This window comes from Pseudomonas profundi (assembly GCF_008638305.1).
Classification (GTDB): Bacteria; Pseudomonadota; Gammaproteobacteria; order Pseudomonadales; family Pseudomonadaceae; genus Halopseudomonas; species Halopseudomonas profundi.
Genome location: NZ_VTPZ01000003.1, coordinates 223,957 through 240,781, shown reverse-complemented (window position 1 = coordinate 240,781; position 16,825 = coordinate 223,957). Strand labels below are relative to the sequence as shown.

General features: G+C 61.1%; 13 protein-coding genes. 9 read left to right on the top strand and 4 right to left on the bottom strand.

Annotated elements, in window-relative coordinates:
- The first annotated feature begins 6 nt into the window (after window positions 1-6).
- The 7 genes from FZE95_RS06165 (at window position 7) to FZE95_RS06135 (ending at window position 6,945) form a co-directional block, all read left to right on the top strand.
- The gene (locus FZE95_RS06165) at window positions 7-1,824 is read left to right on the top strand and encodes a thiamine pyrophosphate-requiring protein (RefSeq protein ID WP_150299961.1); all 1,818 of its coding nucleotides are present in this window, start codon (window positions 7-9) and stop codon (window positions 1,822-1,824) included.
- On the top strand, window positions 1,821-2,930 hold the full coding sequence (locus FZE95_RS06160; RefSeq protein ID WP_150299960.1) for an enolase C-terminal domain-like protein: 1,110 nt from the start codon (window positions 1,821-1,823) through the stop codon (window positions 2,928-2,930). The genes FZE95_RS06165 and FZE95_RS06160 overlap by 4 nt, the downstream gene beginning before the upstream one ends.
- A 39-nt stretch (window positions 2,931-2,969) precedes the next feature.
- A complete protein-coding gene (locus tag FZE95_RS06155) occupies window positions 2,970-3,932 on the top strand; it encodes a hypothetical protein (protein ID WP_150299959.1) in 963 nt (320 codons plus the stop codon).
- Window positions 3,929-4,570, top strand: a complete 642-nt coding sequence (locus tag FZE95_RS06150) for a gluconate 2-dehydrogenase subunit 3 family protein (protein WP_150299958.1) — start codon at window positions 3,929-3,931, stop codon at window positions 4,568-4,570. The genes FZE95_RS06155 and FZE95_RS06150 overlap by 4 nt, the downstream gene beginning before the upstream one ends.
- On the top strand, window positions 4,560-6,218 hold the full coding sequence (locus tag FZE95_RS06145; protein WP_150299957.1) for a GMC family oxidoreductase: 1,659 nt from the start codon (window positions 4,560-4,562) through the stop codon (window positions 6,216-6,218). Before FZE95_RS06150 ends, FZE95_RS06145 begins: the two co-directional genes overlap by 11 nt.
- Window positions 6,219-6,367: 149 nt before the next feature.
- Window positions 6,368-6,571, top strand: coding sequence for a type II toxin-antitoxin system VapB family antitoxin (locus FZE95_RS06140; protein ID WP_150299956.1), 204 nt, complete (start codon window positions 6,368-6,370; stop codon window positions 6,569-6,571).
- Window positions 6,572-6,576: 5 nt separating this feature from the next.
- Window positions 6,577-6,945, top strand: coding sequence for a type II toxin-antitoxin system VapC family toxin (locus tag FZE95_RS06135; protein ID WP_223824990.1), 369 nt, complete (start codon window positions 6,577-6,579; stop codon window positions 6,943-6,945).
- A gap of 28 nt (window positions 6,946-6,973) precedes the next feature.
- Here FZE95_RS06135 and FZE95_RS06130 read toward each other — a convergent pair whose 3' ends face one another.
- The 4 genes from FZE95_RS06130 to FZE95_RS06115 all read right to left on the bottom strand — a co-directional run bounded on the left by FZE95_RS06130 (window position 6,974) and on the right by FZE95_RS06115 (window position 14,372).
- Entirely contained in the window at window positions 6,974-8,632 is a 1,659-nt protein-coding gene (locus FZE95_RS06130; RefSeq protein ID WP_150299954.1) for a diguanylate cyclase, read from the bottom strand.
- The gene (locus FZE95_RS06125; protein ID WP_150299953.1) at window positions 8,619-9,011 is read right to left on the bottom strand and encodes a response regulator; all 393 of its coding nucleotides are present in this window, start codon (window positions 9,009-9,011) and stop codon (window positions 8,619-8,621) included. Before FZE95_RS06125 ends, FZE95_RS06130 begins: the two co-directional genes overlap by 14 nt.
- A gap of 62 nt (window positions 9,012-9,073) precedes the next feature.
- Complete coding sequence (locus FZE95_RS06120) at window positions 9,074-13,543, bottom strand: PAS domain-containing protein (protein WP_150299952.1); 4,470 nt, start codon at window positions 13,541-13,543, stop codon at window positions 9,074-9,076.
- A gap of 55 nt (window positions 13,544-13,598) precedes the next feature.
- Window positions 13,599-14,372: an SDR family NAD(P)-dependent oxidoreductase gene (locus FZE95_RS06115; RefSeq protein WP_150299951.1), complete on the bottom strand. Its 774-nt coding sequence runs from the start codon at window positions 14,370-14,372 to the stop codon at window positions 13,599-13,601.
- 234 nt (window positions 14,373-14,606) lie between these two features.
- On the opposite strand from FZE95_RS06115, the gene FZE95_RS06110 reads away from it, so the two are divergent.
- On the top strand, window positions 14,607-14,933 hold the full coding sequence (locus FZE95_RS06110) for an ArsR/SmtB family transcription factor (RefSeq protein WP_150299950.1): 327 nt from the start codon (window positions 14,607-14,609) through the stop codon (window positions 14,931-14,933).
- A gap of 79 nt (window positions 14,934-15,012) precedes the next feature.
- On the top strand, window positions 15,013-16,773 hold the full coding sequence (locus tag FZE95_RS06105; RefSeq protein ID WP_150299949.1) for a SulP family inorganic anion transporter: 1,761 nt from the start codon (window positions 15,013-15,015) through the stop codon (window positions 16,771-16,773).
- The last annotated feature ends 52 nt before the right edge of the window (window positions 16,774-16,825 follow it).

Here is a 16,825-nt window from a genome sequence, read left to right as displayed (position 1 = left end):
GTTCCCATGGCTACAGTCAGCGAATATTTTGTCGAACGGCTTTACCAGTGGGGTATACGCCGCATCTACGGTTACCCCGGTGACGGCATCAACGGCGTGTTCGGCGCGCTCAGCCGAGCCAACGGCAAAATCAAGTTCATTCAGGCCCGGCATGAGGAAATGGCGGCCTTCATGGCTTCAGCTGACGCCAAGTTTTCCGGCGGTCTCGGGGTCTGTATCGCCACGTCCGGCCCGGGCGCTTCGCATCTGTTGACCGGACTCTACGACGCGCGCATGGACCACATGCCGGTGCTGGCCATAACCGGACAGCAGGCGCGTACCTGTCTGGGCGGCCATTACCAGCAGGAGCTGGATCTGATGTCCATGTTCAAGGACGTCGCCGGTGCCTTTGTGCAGCAAGCCAGTGCGCCTTCGCAGGTGCGCCACCTGGTCGATCGGGCCATTCGCACCGCCTACGGCGAACGCAAGGTCACCGCAATTATTTTGCCTAACGATCTCCAGGAGATGGAATACAGCGAACCTGAGCGCTCCCACGGCACTATCCATTCCGGTATCGGTTACAGCCGCCCCAGGGTGGTGCCCTATGAGGCAGATCTGCGGCTGGCTGCGGAAGTGCTGAATGAAGGCAAGAAAGTCGCCATTCTGGTGGGCGCTGGCGCGCTGCAGGCCACTGACGAAGTTATTCAGATCGCGGAAAAACTCGGTGCTGGTGTTGCCAAGGCGCTGTTGGGCAAGGCTGCGCTGCCCGACGATCTGCCCTGGGTGACGGGCTCGATCGGCCTGCTTGGCACCGAGCCCAGCTACAAGCTGATGACCGAATGCGACACCTTGCTGATGATCGGATCGGGCTTTCCCTATTCCGAATTTCTCCCTGAAGAAGGCCAGGCGCGCGGCGTGCAGATAGACCTGAAGGCCGATATGCTCAGCCTGCGCTATCCGATGGAGGTGAATCTGGAGGGCGACGCCGCAGAGACCTTGCAGGCGTTGCTTCCGCTGTTGCAGGACAAGACCGATCGCAGCTGGCGCAAGGAAGTGGAAGGCTGGCGCGCCGACTGGGAGCAGACCCTTGAAGCCCGCGCAATGGTATCGGCCAACCCGATCAATCCGCAGCGGGTGGCGTTCGAACTGTCGCCGCGCCTGCCGGACCGCGCAATCATCACCTGCGATTCAGGGTCTGCCGCCAACTGGTTTGCCCGCGACATCAAGATCCGCCGCGACATGATGTGTTCGCTGTCCGGCGGGCTGGCCTCCATGGGTGCTGGTGTGCCCTACGCCATAGCCGCCAAGTTCACCCATCCTGATCGGCCGGTGATTGCTCTGGTCGGCGATGGCGCGATGCAGATGAACAACATGGCCGAGCTGATAACAGTGGCCAAATATTGGCAGGAGTGGACCAACAAGCAGTGGATCTGCGCCGTATTCAATAACGAGGATCTCAATCAGGTGACCTGGGAGCAGCGGGTCATGGAGGGCGATCCCAAATACGAAGCGGCTCAGCGTATTCCCAGCGTGCCTTATCACCAGTTCGCCGAATCGATCGGACTGAAGGGCATCTATGTCGACAGTGAAGACCGTGTAGCGGCAGCCTGGGAGGAGGCACTGGCTTCCGATCGACCCGTGTTGATCGAGTTCAAGACTGACCCGGACGTTCCGCCGCTGCCGCCGCACATCAAGCTGGAGCAGGCCAAACAATACGCTTCGACATTGTTGCAGGGCGATCCGGACCAGCGCGGCATCATCACCCAGACAGTCAAACAGGTGCTTGGGGGCGTGCTGCCACAGGCTGACGACAGCAGTAGCGGGAAGGACCAGGGCGGGCAATGAGTTTGTCCCCCGCTCCGCTGATCAGCAGCGTGCGCGCCTCGGCTTATCGCCTCCCGACCGAGGCGCCCGAGGCGGACGGCACGCTGCAATGGGCCGCCACCACGCTGGTATTGGTCGAGCTGGAGGCCGCAGGCGAAACCGGGCTGGGTTATACCTACGCCGATGCTTCGCTGGTGCCTTTGATCGACAGGCAGCTGCGTCCGGCGCTTGAAGCTGCCAGCGCGCTGGATATCGGTGCCATTCTCGATGAATTGTGGGCTAGCGTGCGCAATCTCGGGCGCTCCGGGCTGTGCGCCTGCGCCATTTCCGCCGTCGATACGGCGCTATGGGATCTCAAGGCCAGGCTGCTCGGTCTGCCGCTGGTGCGGCTGCTGGGCGCCAGACGCGAATCGGTCCCTGTCTACGGTAGCGGTGGCTTCACTACCCAGGCCGGCATCTCGCTGTGTGAGCAGCTCGCAGCCTGGACGCGGGATGACGGCTGCCGCTGGGTCAAAATGAAAGTGGGCGCGGACCCGGCTGCGGATATTCACCGTGTGGAGGAGGCGCGACAGGCGATAGGCGATGCCGGTCTGTTTATCGACGCCAACGGAGCGCATAGCAGCCGCAGCGCTATTGCTTTCGCCCGCCGGATCGCCGATTCACAGGTGAGCTGGTTCGAAGAGCCAGTCAGTTCCGACGATGTGCGCGGGCTACGCGCCGTACGCGATGCCATCGGTGCCTCCGGCCAGCCGATGGATATCGCCGCTGGTGAATACGCTTACACCCCTGACGATGTCCGCCGTCTGCTTGAAAGCGGCGCGGTTGATGTCCTGCAGGCCGATGTGACGCGTTGCGGTGGTATCAGCGGCTTTCTGCAGGCGGCAGCGCTGTGCGAGGCGTTCCATGTCGACCTTTCGGCGCATTGCGCGCCGGCCTTGCATCGGCACGTGGCCTGCGCTGCGCCGCGTCTGCGCCATATCGAATGGTTTCAGGACCATGTGCGGCTTGAAAGCATGCTCTTCGAAGACGCCCCGCAGGCCCGGGAAGGGGTGATCAGGCCTGATCTAGATCAGCCCGGGCACGGGTTGGAATTTCGCCACGCCGATGCCCGGCGCTACGCAATCTGACGCAACCCGACAGAATTTGACGGAATTTAAGGAGTCGCGATGTTCTCCAGAACCCAGCTCAGGGCGCTGGCAGCCGGCGTCACCACGCTTTTGAGCCTGGCGTCATTGCTCTGGCAGAGACACGAGCGGCCAGGACGGGGCCGTCTGTTGCATACCCACGGGCGGGAACACGTCATGCTGGACGCGGCGCACACGCTGAACCGTGGCGCAGGTTTGCTGGCGTTCTCCGTGGCGGCGGACAGCGCGATGGAACACTACCGCGGTGATTTCCAGAATCGCGCAATGTACACGCCGCTAGTGACCTCGGTGCTCTCGCTGGTGATAAGCGGGCAGGGGCAGCAGGATCCCCGCGCTGGCAATAACCCGCTGCGCAACGCCGTTTACGTCGGCACGATAGGAACCGGTCTGGCCGGGACCGCATTCCATCTCTACAACATCGGCAAGCGTCCGGGCCGGTTGAGCTGGAGTAATCTGTTCTACGCGGCGCCTGTTGGTGCACCCTCTGCGTTGGTTTTGTCCGGAGTACTGGGTTACTTCTCCGAGCGCCTGCGTGGTGAGACACAGGACTTTATCCCGCGGATATTCGGCTTGCCGGTTGGCCAATCGGTCGGGTTGATGGCTGCGGCCGGGTTGCTCGGCACGGCATTGGAGGCTGGTCTGTTGCATTTTCGCGGCGCCTTTCAGAACCCGGCAATGTACATTCCGGTAAGCGCTCCCCCATTGGCCGCCGGCCTGCTGGTCGCCACCGTAGCGGCGGGTCCGGCATACGGCCGGTTGCGTTGGTTGTCCCGGTTGGTCCTGCGTTTCACTGCGGTAATGGGGCTTGCGGGCGCGGGTTTCCATGCGCTGGGTATTGCCCGCAACCACGGCGGTTGGCGCAACTGGCGACAGAACCTGCAAGCGGGCCCGCCCTTACCGGCTCCGCCGAGCTTCACCGGTCTGGCATTCGCCGGGCTGGCCGCGCATACCTTGCTGGAAGATGGCCGGGAGCTGGCGCCATGAGCCGGCGATACCCCGAATATGACGTGCAGTCCAAACGGGGCGGGCCATCCTGGAACGACGTGACCCGACAGATTGTGGACGCGCGTCTGGCCATTCCGCGTGAGCCGCGGTTTCTGGACGCCACGCAATGGACCATTTTGTGTGCGCTCTGTGCCTGTGTCGTACCGCAACCGCAGAATCGGCCCGAGGTACCCCTGGCGGCGCTGATTGACGCGCGCTTGCTTGCCGACCACGGTGACGGCTATCGGGACGCGCGGCTGCCCCCGTTCCGGCAAGCCTGGCGCATCGGCCTGGCCGCGCTGGATGCCGAAGCGCTGGATCGCCATGCTGAAGGCTTCGCCGGGCTGAGCCGCACGCAACAGGACGAGCTGCTAGCCGATGCGCAGGCCGGCGACCTGGTTCACCCTGCCTGGCAGGGCATGCCGTCTCGCTTGTTTTTCAGTCTGCGCCTGGCGCACGACATCGCCGCCGCCTATTACCGCCACCCGGTAGCCTGGAATGAAGTAGGGTTCGGCGGCCCCGCAGCGCCCCGGGGCTATGTACGTCTGGGCGCCAATCACCGTGACGCCTGGGAACCTGCTGAAGCCAGGCCAGGGGCTGAATCCAGAGCGCGGGAGTTGAATCGCCATGTCCGCTGAGTTGTATCTCGAGGCGCTGGAAACACCGCGTGCCCGTGGCGGACGCGCGCCGGATGTGTTCAGCCCGACCGGTTGGGTGCCGATGCGCGAGTATCCGCTCGACGAGCCGGTGGATTTCGCCATCGTCGGTACGGGCGCGGGCGGCGGTACGCTGGCTGCGAAACTCGCCGAGGCAGGTTTTTCAGTGGTGGCCTTCGACGCCGGCGCATGGTGGCGGCCGCTGTCGGAATTCGCCTCCGATGAAGAACATCAGCAGAAGCTGTTCTGGACCGATGAGCGGGTATGCAGCGGCGATAACCCGCTGGTGCTCGGCACCAATAACAGTGGCAAGGCCGTTGGCGGCAGTACTGTGCATTACGCCATGGTATCGCTGCGGTTCCGTCCTGAATGGTTCAGATCGCGCAGTCTGCTGGGCTATGGCGTCGATTGGCCGATTGACTGGCAAGACATGTGGCACTACTACCGTGAAGTTGAGCAGGTGCTGGGTATTTCGGGTCCGGTCCGCTATCCGTGGGGACCCAAGCGTCCGCGCTATCCCTATCGCCAACACGAGCTCAACGCCTCGGCGCTGGCCCTGGCGCGCGCCTGTGAAGCGCAAGGCATCGACTGGACGTCAACCCCGTTAGCGACACTCTCGGCACCGCGGGACCAAGCGCCGCCCTGCGTTTACCGGGGGTTCTGTGTGACCGGTTGTTCAACCAATGCCAAGCAGAGCGTGTTGAATACCTGGCTGCCGCGGGCGCTGAAAGGCGGCGCGGAGGTGCGTGACCTGGCTATGGTCGGACGCATCGAGACCGGTCCGGACGGCCTGGCCAGTGGTGTGCATTATCACCGGGATGGCAGCTGGCATTTCCAGCGCGCCCGTCATGTGGTGGTAGCCGGCTACGCCATTGAAACGCCCCGGCTTTTGCTTAATTCGGCCTGCCCGCGTTATCCGGATGGGCTGGCCAATAGCTCAGGACTGGTCGGCAAGAATCTGATGGTGCACAGCAACCAGGCGGCCTGGGGGCTGGTCGACGACGAAATCCGCTGGTACAAGGGCCCACCTTCACTGGCTATCAGCGAACACTGGAACTACTGCGACGACAACAAGGACTTCTTCGGTGGTTATGCCTTCATGAGTCAGGGGCCGCTGCCGGCCGCCTGGGCCGAAACCCAGGTCGGCAATCGCGGTCTGTGGGGCCAGGCGCTGGTTGATGAGATGGAGAAGTACAATCATCAGGTGGGCCTGAAGATTGTCGGCGAGACGCTGCCCCAGGAACGCAACAGGGTCAGCCTGGCAGACGAGCGCGATGCCTACGGCTTGCCCATCGCGCGCGTCAGTTATTCCTTCTGCGATAACGATCTGCGGTTGATCAATCATGCGATGCGTTTTTTGCGTGGCGGTCTGGAAGGCATCGACGCACGCGAGATATGGTCCGAGACCGAGGGCACCGCGCATCTGATGGGCACCGCCAGAATGGGCGATGACCCACGCACCAGCGTGGTCAACGCCGATTGCCGCAGCTGGGATATCCGCAATCTGTGGATCTGCGACGGCTCGGTATTTCCAACTTCCGGCGGTGTTAATCCGTCACTCACCATCCAGGCTATCGCCTGCCGCACGGCTGACCGCATAGGCGACATGGCGCGGCGCGGAGAGCTTTAGGCGGCTCTATCAAATCCCTGCACAGCTCGGTCAGCTCTTCGCGCACTTGGAGCTTCTGGAATGTGGTGAGTATAGACGCGCGGTCTTGTTTGTCTCTTCATTGGTCCTGATGCATGATGGCATCAATATTGATGTAATGAGGATTCCAGATGAGAACAACCGTTACGATTGATGACGCATTGTACGAAGAGGCGCTGGAAGTTGCCGATCCGGCGATGGATAGGAATGAGCTTTTCAGAGAGGCAGTGAAGACCTTCATTCGAGTCCAATCGGCCAAGCGACTCGCAGCGCTTGGCGCAACCATGCCCGAAATGCAAGATATCCCCCGGCGCAGCGTGGAGGCTCCAGATTGAGCGAGGTGATAGTCGACACATCGGTTTGGGTCGATCACTTTCGTCACGGCAACGATGCCCTGGTTCGTCTTCTTGAGTTTGATCAGGTATTAACGCATCGGCTAATCGTTGGTGAAATTGCCTGCGGGACCCCTCCGAGTCGCAACCAGACTCTGTCCTGGCTTGGTAGGCTGAAACAGGCTCAACAAGCTAGCGTTCAGGAAACCGTAGATCTTATCCAGCGTGAACGTTTGTATGGCATGGGTTGTGGCCTTGTCGATTTAATGCTGCTTGCTTCGACCCTGGTCACGCCTCGGGCGCAAATCTGGACGCTGGATAAGCGGTTGTGCGCTATGGCAGAACGATTCGGCGTTATGCACCGGCCGATTCATTAAGCAAACCAGAACCTCCTCGAAACTCTGTTCAGACAGCATCAGGCCGCTCGGCCGCAGCGATCACACAGTTGCGGCCCTGCGATTTCGCCAGGTACAGCTTGGCATCGGCCCGCTCCAGCTGCTCACGGGGCTCCCACAGTGGTGCCTGGCAGGCGCTGATACCGGCGCTGAAACTGCAGCGGAACAGGCCATTGCTGCCGCTGAATTGCAGTTCGTTGAAAGCAACGCGGATCTCATCGAGGATGCGCTTGGCGTCTGCCGCGTGACAATCGGGCAACACCGCGACGAACTCCTCGCCGCCATAGCGCCCCAGACGGTCGATCTTGCGCAGGCGCTGGCGCAACAGGTTGGCCAGCGCGCGAATCACGCTGTCGCCCACCGCGTGCCCGTGCTGATCGTTGACCGATTTGAAGTGATCGATGTCGATCATGGCGATGCTCACCGGGCGGTGCGTGCGGCAAGCGCGCTCCAGTTCGATTTCCACCTGCTCCTTGATGTCGGCGTGTTTGAGCAGGCCGGTCAGACTGTCGCGCGCCAACGCCTGGCTGAGCAGCCTGGCGCGCTGGGCGCGGGAATACACGGCATTGACCAGAGCATTGTCGGAAATCGGCTTGGTGATGAAATCGTCCCCGGCCTTGAGCAGGGCATCCTTCTGCCGGGTAACGTCGGTCTCGGCAGACAGATACACCACCGGCACGCGTAACCAGTTGTCGTCCAGACGGATGATCTGCGCCAGCTCGGGCCCCGAATAGTCCGGCATATTGATATCCATGAGGATCACATCCGGCATGAAGGCATCCATTTGCTCGAGCAGTCTGCGCGGATCATTGACGATCTCCACGCGCATGGCCGCGTTGTTCAGCACCGCCTGATACCGCTGCGCCAGGGTTTCATCGTCATCGACCAACAGGATGCGGAACGGCTCGCTTAGCAGATTGTTGAAGCAGCGCTCGAGTCGGTCTTCCAGCTTCGCCAGATCCACCGGTCGGGTGAACAGCCCCTGGGCCCCAGCGCGCACGGCGCTCAACTGAAGTTCGAAATCCTCGTTGTCGCTGATCAGGAGCAACGGCAAAGCCATGGTGCGTTGTGCCTGAATTTCCTGGAGCTTCCCGAGCAAGTCGCTGTTCTGGGCATCGGGGCTGATATTTAGAATCAGCGCATCTGCTTCAGCCCCCTTCAAGGCATGCAGGAGTTCACTTGTCTGGGTGTGAAGCACCACCTGATAGCCAAAGCTCTCCAGGGTATGACACAGACGATTGGCGAACTGATCGTCGTGCTCAAGAACATGAATGCAGTGCGGACGATCGATGCGCTCATCAGCGGGTTGCGGCGGAGCGACCGGCGACTCTTGCGTTTCGTTGCGTCGCAGCAGGGCCAGTTGACTGAAACCTTCGATCAGGGTCTGCCGTGAGATGCTGTCACATTGCTCGCGTTCCTTCAGCTCGCGGACATAGAGTTCCAGCTCGCGCGCGCGCGCGCCCAGGGCCGGGTAACCAAAGGTGCCCGCCGCACCGGCCAACTTGTGCAGCTGTTCGCGAATATACTGCAGCGAGTCTGAAGCAGATTGCCATGTGTCGGGCAGCTCATGTACCAACTGTTCCAGCGCGGGGAGTTCGCTATCCAGACGCTCGCGAAAGCCATCGGCGAGGATCGCCAGCTGCTGGCGAAGTTGTTCAGCCTTGTCCATGCCAAGCCTCCCAGACCTGTCGTAGTTGGTCAGACAGCGCCATGGGGTCGAACGGTTTGACAATAACGTCGGCGGCGCCCAGGCGCTTGTATTCGTCGATCTCTTCGGGTTGCATCTTGGCGGTCATGAACACCAGCGGACAGCTGTCGAGCACTTGCATCTGTTCGAGTTGGCGCAGCGTTTCCGGCCCGTCCATTTCGGGCATCATCACATCCAGCAGGATCAGATCCGGCTGAAAGTGCTCCACGGCGGCCAGGCCTGCGGCCCCGGAGGCGCAGGTCCTGACGGTGAAGCCGCCGAGAACTTCCAGGGCGACCCGAGCAATTTCCTGAATCGATACGTCGTCTTCAATGTGCAGGATACGTTCAAGCTGTTTCATGTAAGGGGCTCCAGCGGTGACTCCGCCTGCATCCGTGCTGCGTTGCAGCTGATCAATGTCCATCAGGTTTCACTTCCGTCGGTCGGTTCTGCAGCCAGCTCGCACCAGAACACCGAGCCTTTGCCAGGTTCGGATTCGAACCCGACCTGCCCTCCCATATGCTCCACCAGGTCTTTGGTCACGGCGAGCCCCAATCCCGTTCCGCCGCGCCGCCGGGTCGTTGAACTGTCGACCTGAGAGAAACGCTCGAACAACCGGGCGTGGGCTTCCTGCGGTATACCTTCACCTTCATCGACGACGCTGATGCAAACACGACCCTCAGCGTAACGGGCATCAAGGGTAACGGTACCGCCCTGATGGGAAAACTTGGCCGCATTGGAAAGGTAGTTAGCCAGTACCTGGGCCAGCCGGCGCGGATCGGCGTGGACCAGTACCGGATCTACCTGACCACAGCGCAGCGTGACATCGAACTGGTCAGCGTAGCTACGGTTTGCATCCAGCGCCTGCTCCAGCAATGGCTGCAGCGGTACATGTTGCATGTCGAAATGCATTCGATTGACCGCCAGCTTGTCCAGGTCCAGCAGATCGTTCACCAGATGGGTCAGGGTGCGGCTGTTGTTCGAAGCAATGGCCAGCATCTTGTGCATCGGCGCAGGCAACTCGCCCAGCGCGCCGCCTTCGATCAGGCCCAATGCACCGCTGATGGCCGTTAGCGGTGTGCGTAGCTCATGGCTGACGGTGGAGACGAACTCCGATTTCATCTGTTCAATCCGGTAGCGCTCGGTGACGTCCCAAACAAAGCCGCTGATCCACAGCAGTCGGCCCTCGCTGTCGTATTCGCCGCGGCCCTTGTCGCGCACCCAGATTTCATGGCCCTGGGCGTGAACGATTCGATAGGTCAGCTCGAAGCTTTCGCCCTGGGCCAGGTTCGCCGCCCCGCCTCGATTACGCGGTGTGTCTTCGGGGTGAATAATGCTGACGTAACTGCGCACCTGGCTGTTGACGAAATCCTCTGCCGGATAACCGGTGATCACTTCGATTTCATCGCTCAGATAGGTGACGGTCCAATGCTCATCCGCCGCGCAGCGATAGACCGCTCCGGGCAGATTACTCACCATGTTGCGGAAACGGGCTTCGCTGCGCTGCAGCTCGCGGGTTGCCTGGATGAGTTCGGTGATATCCGTGGCAACGCCAAGGAAGCCGGTCAACTCATTATTCTGATCGCGGATGCCGGTCACGGTCAGGTTGACCAGCCGCTGACTGCCGTTCTTGTTGATATAGGTCCAGGGCAGGGTTTCCGGTTTGCCGCGGCGCGCATTGGCCAATAGCGCTTCGCGGTGGTCCACGGCATAGCCAAGCTCGGTGCTGAGTATTTGCGCCCGCCGCTCCAGTTCGCTATCCAGGTGGTAGCTTACCGGTGTGCGCTTGCCGATCATCTCATCGGCGTTGTAGCCGAGCAGTTTGCAGGCACCGGTGTTGAACAGGGTAATACTGCCTTCCAGATCTGTCGTGACCACCGCCACCTCGGTGGAAGCATCGATAACGGCCCTGAGGAACGCCCGCGCCTGTCGGATTTCCGTGTCGCGTCGCATGTCATCGGTAATATCCGTGCATGTCCCACTGGCCCAGAGCGGCTGGCCGTTGGCGTCACGGCTGATGAGTTGGCCACGGTCATGAACCCAGACCCAGTGGCCATCCTTGTGCCGTACCCGGTATCTGAAATCGATGTGTTCAAGCTTCCCGTTGAGGTGCGCCTGTATCAGGCGATCCGCCTCCCCGCGGTCCTCGTGGTGGATGAGCTCTCGCCAGACATCCACCGTCGTGGCCTGGATGTCCGCGGGCGTGCGGCCGTTGATGTTATACCAGCGTTGGTTATAAACAGTCTCACCGGTTTGCACGTTCCATTCCCAGGTGCCCAGGTTGGCGCCCTGAATAATGCTGGCCAGCCGCGCGCGTTCCAGCTCCAGAGCCATTTCCATCTGTTTGCGCTGGGTAATATCGGCAGCGAAGCCGTGCCAGATCAGGGTGCCATCGGGCAAGGACTCGGGGCTGGCAATGGCGGCTATCCAGCGCTCGCCGAAAAGGGGGTGTTCTATGCGGAATTCATCTTGCCACTCCGTAACCATCTGACGAGAGAGCTGGATGCTCTCGGTGACGCGCTGACGATCGTCCCCATGTATTCTGCAGAGCACTGTCTCGACATCTTGCTGCGCCTGCTCGGTGCTGGTGCCGCATATTTCCTCTAGGCCCTGGCTGCAATAGGGGAACCAGCCGTGCCCTGAGCTATCTTGTTGATATTGATAGATAACGCCTGGCAGGTGTGTGGTCAGCTTGTCGAAGCGCGCCAGCAATTGTTCGCGCTCCTGTTGCATCAGGTCCCGTCGCAATGCCTCGCTGACCCAGGGGCCGAGCAGACGTACGAATTCCAGGTCGGTTTCATCGAAGGGATGAGGTCGCGGCTCCGATGAAGAGAAATTCAAGGTGCCGTAGCGCTCGTCGCCAACCTGCAGGCTAACCGCGATATAGCTGCGCAGACCAAAGGTGCGATAGCAGGGATGGTCGTTATGAGGTGACTGCTCCATATCATTGATGGCCAGCACATCCTGGTACTGCAGCGTCAGCGCACAGTAGGTTGTCCCGAGAGGAAACTGCTGCCCCTCGGTTACTTTCCCGTTCTTACTGTGCACGGCAACGACGCGGTAATTCTCGTCCTGAATATGGCTGACGATGCCCATGTCCATGCCCAGGTAGCGACAGCCCAGCTCCAGAACCTGTTTGAGCTGCCGGGTGATATCCGGCTCGGGCACACCGGCGATTTCGTTCATTGCCCGTAGCGCCTGACGTTGGTGTTCCAGACGCTGAGCTGTGGTGCGCTCTTCCCGGTCCTTGACCAGCGCGTGAATCAGCTGGCCCAGGCTGCTCAGCAGGGGCGCGAGGAAAGCTGTGAGCTGCTCGTCGTAGCCACTGCTGCGGTTGGCCAGGGCAAGCATGCCTATCATTTCTTCGCCGAAGTAGATGGGCAGACCGGCAAAGGTTTCCAGCGGCGGATGGCCGGGCGGCAGCCGATTGTTATTGGGGTCTGACGCTGCGTCGTTGGACAGGTAGGCTTCACCGGTTACCAGAACCTGCCCGAACAGGGTGTCCAGCCGACGAAAGATCATGCCCTGGGGGCCTCTTCCGCGGAATATGGCGGCGCTGTCTTCATCCCAGGCAATGTTGGTAATGGCGTGGGTCTTCAGATAGGGCTCGCCATGTTCGTCGCGCAGTACCTGCCCGACAAAGCCGAACTGGCTTTCCGTCACTCTGAGGATCTGCTCCAGCAGATGATCGAAGCTCTGGTTGAGATTGTTCTCGTTGATGTAGGCCGATTGGGTGGCAACGATAATCTCCGAAAGCTTGCGGTTTGCCTCGCGCAGATCCGCCTCTTCCAGCAAGCTTTGCCGCCAGGCCTGCTCCTGACGTCGCACAACGAACCGGGTGCCCAACATCAACGCGCCCATCAACGCCAATGCAGCCAGGTAACCGAAGCCCCAGTACAGCGGCGACAGGCGCTTGCCGTTGAGGTAACTGTTCCAGAGGGGCGTGATATCGCGTGAGGCCAGCATGACCGCATGTGGCGGGGCGTCAGTGTCGGTATTGCTGAAATGCCGTAGCAGAATCGGCGTAAGCAGGTAATGACGGTCATCGACCTGGACGCGCTGCGCCTGGCCTTGCAGCGCATCGGCTGGCAGCTGGCCGGCCAGGAGCCAGGGCAGAATACGTGGTCGCGAGTAGCTATTGATGAGCCACTCGGTGCCCGCGAGCCGGAACGCACCCGCGCTGGGCTGATCAAGGACTACGTCCTTGATCGCCGATGAATTGACCAACACCGCCAGGCCAGATTCCAGCTCTTCATCGAGCTGATGCAGGCCCGAGCCGAGCCCGAAGCCAACCTCGATACTGGCAATGACCTCCTCGTCATCATAGTCAGTGGCGAACACCGGTACGATCGCACGGATGCCCGCGCCGTAATGTCCTGCACCCAGACCGCTAAGCGGTATGCCGGTGCGTTGCACCCGGTCAGCCATGGGTCGGATAGTTGCCATCGAATCGCCCCATGCGACCGGCTGATGCATGCGCAGCAGGCTGACCACGCCAGGGCTCAGGTGAATATTGAGCTGATCGGCACCGGATTCCTTGAGCACAACCCAGAAACGCCGCAGATCGCTCTCCAGCTGGGCGCGCAGGGTCAAGACTGCGGGGCTGTCCAGGCCGTCGCGCTCGGCGAGTACCTTGATGCGCCTGATCAGGCGCAGGGTATCGGGGTCTGCCGAAACACTGTTGGCTGCCATCAACGCCTTACGGCGGAGCGATTGCTGCGACTGTTGCACAGCCAGACGCTGCATCTGTGAATGGGTGGCGAGCTGCGCATCCCACGACTGGTCCCGTTTCTCCTGGCTGGACCAGGCGAAGAAGGCGAACAGCAATCCCAGCAAGGCTGCGCCGGTTATGCGCAGCAGGCATTCATTAGTGGGTAACAGCTTTGGCAGCATTCAAGAAGGTTTCCGTAATACGCGGCGCGGAAATGAATTCAGCGGAAGACTCGGATCAGAGACTGTTGGTCACATGGCCGCCGTCGACATTGATGATAGTGCCAGTCATGAATGCTCCGGCATCGCTGGCCAGCAGCAAAAGCGGCCCGCTGAGATCTTCCATATCGCCCAGGCGGCGCATGGGTACCTTGCGGCGAATATAGTCCTGGCCCTGATCGGTATCGAAGTAATCAGTGTTCATTTCAGTGCGGAAGTAGCCCGGCGCCAGCGCATTTACCCGGATATCATTGCGTGCGAGTTCCACCGCCATGGCCTTCGTCAGCTGCACTACCCCAGCCTTGGCCACCGCATAATGACTGAGCGCCGGACCCACCCGCAAACCCAGGATTGATGCGATATTGATCACGCTGCCGCCCTTGCCTGCCTTGGCCATCGCGACGGTTGCGCGATGCGCCACGCGCCAGGCACCGTCCAGGTTGGTGTCGAGCATGCTGCGCCAGTTGCCTTCGGTCAGGTCGAGAAAGGGCACCGGATTGCTGATGCCGGCATTGTTGACCAGGATGTCAGCCACGCCCCAGGCCTGCTCAGCCTGTTTGAAGCCGGCATCGACGCTGTCGGAATCGGTCACATCCATCGCAACGGCCAGCGCCTCCTGACCCTGCGCCTGCAGATCCGCCACCAGGGCTTGCAAACGTTCGACCCGGCGCGCGGCGACGATAACCCGCGCACCGGCGCCAGCCAATACCCGCGCGAAATGTTCGCCCAGCCCGCTGGAGGCACCCGTAATTAATGCGGTTTTGCCGGTCAGGTCGAAACGGTCTGCGCTCATGTGATGGGGTACTCCTGTAATCTGGTTGTTGGTAACGCCTGCCAGTATCGACCAAACGCAGCAACGTGGCCATGCGTTGCGCAGGGGAGTTTCGCTTTTATCCCAACGCCATATATTTACGCATTGGCGAAAATAATCATGACCGGACGGCCGATGAAGGCGTATTCGCCTACAATCTATCTATTCATATAGTTAATAATGCGCGTCATGGCACCTACTGGAACCGGAACCTACATGCAGGAACCCATACCAAGCCTGGATACCGACAAACTGCGCGCTGCGGCCGATCAGGCGCAGCGGCTGTTGAAAGCCATGGCAAACCCGGATCGTCTGGTGTTGCTGTGTCGGATTATCGAGGACGAACTCAGCGTAGGTGAGCTGGAGACGGAGCTGGGCATTCTGCAGCCGACCCTCTCGCAGCAGCTGGGCGTCCTGCGCCGGGAGGGGCTGGTTGAGACCCGGCGGGAGGGCAAGCAGATCTATTATCGTATAGCGAGTCCCCAGGCATTGGCAGTGATCGATACCCTGTATCGGTTGTATTGCTCAGCGGAGGCTGGATGAGCATAGCCCGCATGACGCCTTGCCCGACTCCCCTGCAGCAACGGTTGCTGGTATCTGATGCCCCCCAAGCGAGACGCCTATGTTGACCAATCCCAGGCTGCAGCCACCGGGCGGCGATGGTTATTTGGCGTGGCTGCGCAATTACCGTAAGGCCTGGCTGGGGGGCGACGTTACCGCCGGAATTATCGTCAGCATCATGATTATTCCGCAGAGCATGGCCTATGCGATGCTCGCGGGTTTGCCGGTGGAGATCGGTCTGTACGCCAGCATCCTCCCGCTGATCGCTTATGCCCTGTTTGGCAGCAGCATGAATCTGTCGGTCGGGCCCGTCGCCGTTACCGGCTTGATGACAGCGACGCTGCTGGCACCGGTGGCTACGATAGGCACCGAGCATTACCTGCAGATGGCGATCTGGCTTGCCTTGTTGTCAGGCGTCATGTTGTTTGCGCTCGGCCTGCTGCGCATGGGCTTTCTCGCCAATTTTTTGAGTCATCCGGTGATCAGCGGATTCATCAGCGGCGCCTCCATCTTGATCATCCTCAGCCAGTTGCCGCATCTGTTTGGCCTTGGCGGTATGCCCGCCAGCCCACAGGACCTGCTCGATAACTGGACGCCCATCAATTCGCTGATACTGGGCATGGGTTTGCTGGGGCTGCTGTGGCTGATCTACGCGCGCAGCCGCATGGCCGAGCATCTGCAGCAGCTCGGGATGAGAGCAGATATTTCCCGGTTGGCCTCCCGCCTTGCGCCGATACTGGTGGTGGTGCTGGGAATGGCCGTCACGCTCGGTTTTGACCTGGCGGTTCATGGGGTGCCCGTGGTGGGTGAGTTGCCCGCCGGTCTGCCGAGCCTGCAATGGGTGACGCCGGATTTTGCCAGCCTGCGTTCGCTGTTTCTGCCTGCCGCGCTGATCAGCCTGGTCAGCTTTGTCGAGAGCGTGTCACTGGCCCAATCGCTGGCGCGGCGCAAACGCCAACGTATTGATGCCGACCGCGAGCTACTCGGCCTGGGCGCAGCTAATCTGAGCGCCGGCTTGTCCGGTGGTTTTGCGGTATGTGGCGGTTTTTCGCGGTCGATCGTGAATGTCGAGGGCGGAGCTAACACGCCGCTGGCAGGCGTCATCGCTGCCAGCGTGATCGCGCTGATCCTGTTGACCATCGCGCCGCTCTTCGCAAGTCTGCCGCTGGTTGTGCTGGCGGTCATCATATTGGTCGCCGTGACGCCGCTTATTGATATCGCCGGGCTCCGGCGCGCCTGGTGCTATGACCGCGCAGAGGGGCTGACCCTGCTGAGTACCGCGCTGGGGGTGGTATTCATCGGTATCGAAGGCGGCATTGTGCTGGGCGTGAGCCTGTCGATTGCCTCCCAGTTATGGCGCGGCAGTCGCCCTCACGTAGCGGTCGTTGGTCGGGTGCCGGGCACCCAGTATTTCCGCAGTACCCGCCGCCATCTGGTGGAAATCGAGCCGCATCTGCTGGCGCTGCGGGTCGATGAAAGCATCTTCTTCGCCAACAGCAAGGCCATCGAACAGGGCGTGCTGCAGGCACTGGTCGAGTATCCCGATACCCGCCACATGCTATTGATCATGTCGGCGGTCAATCATATCGACGGTACCGGGCTGGATATGCTCAGCGAGCTTACCGAAGGATTGGCCGAGCGGGATATCACTGTGCACCTGGCGGAGGTTAAAGGGCCGGTGATGGATCAGCTGGCCAAGACCGACTGGGTGAGCGGGCAGGTGGGTGAGGTGTTCCCCAGTACTGACATCGCGTTCAACACCCTGGGTGGGCTGAACCGGCTCAATCGCGCCGCCAACGAAGCGCGTGCCGAAGAAGATTGATCCGTTGGGTCTGCGACACCGGGCCGCGCAGGCCTGCGCTGTCGGAGTTTTG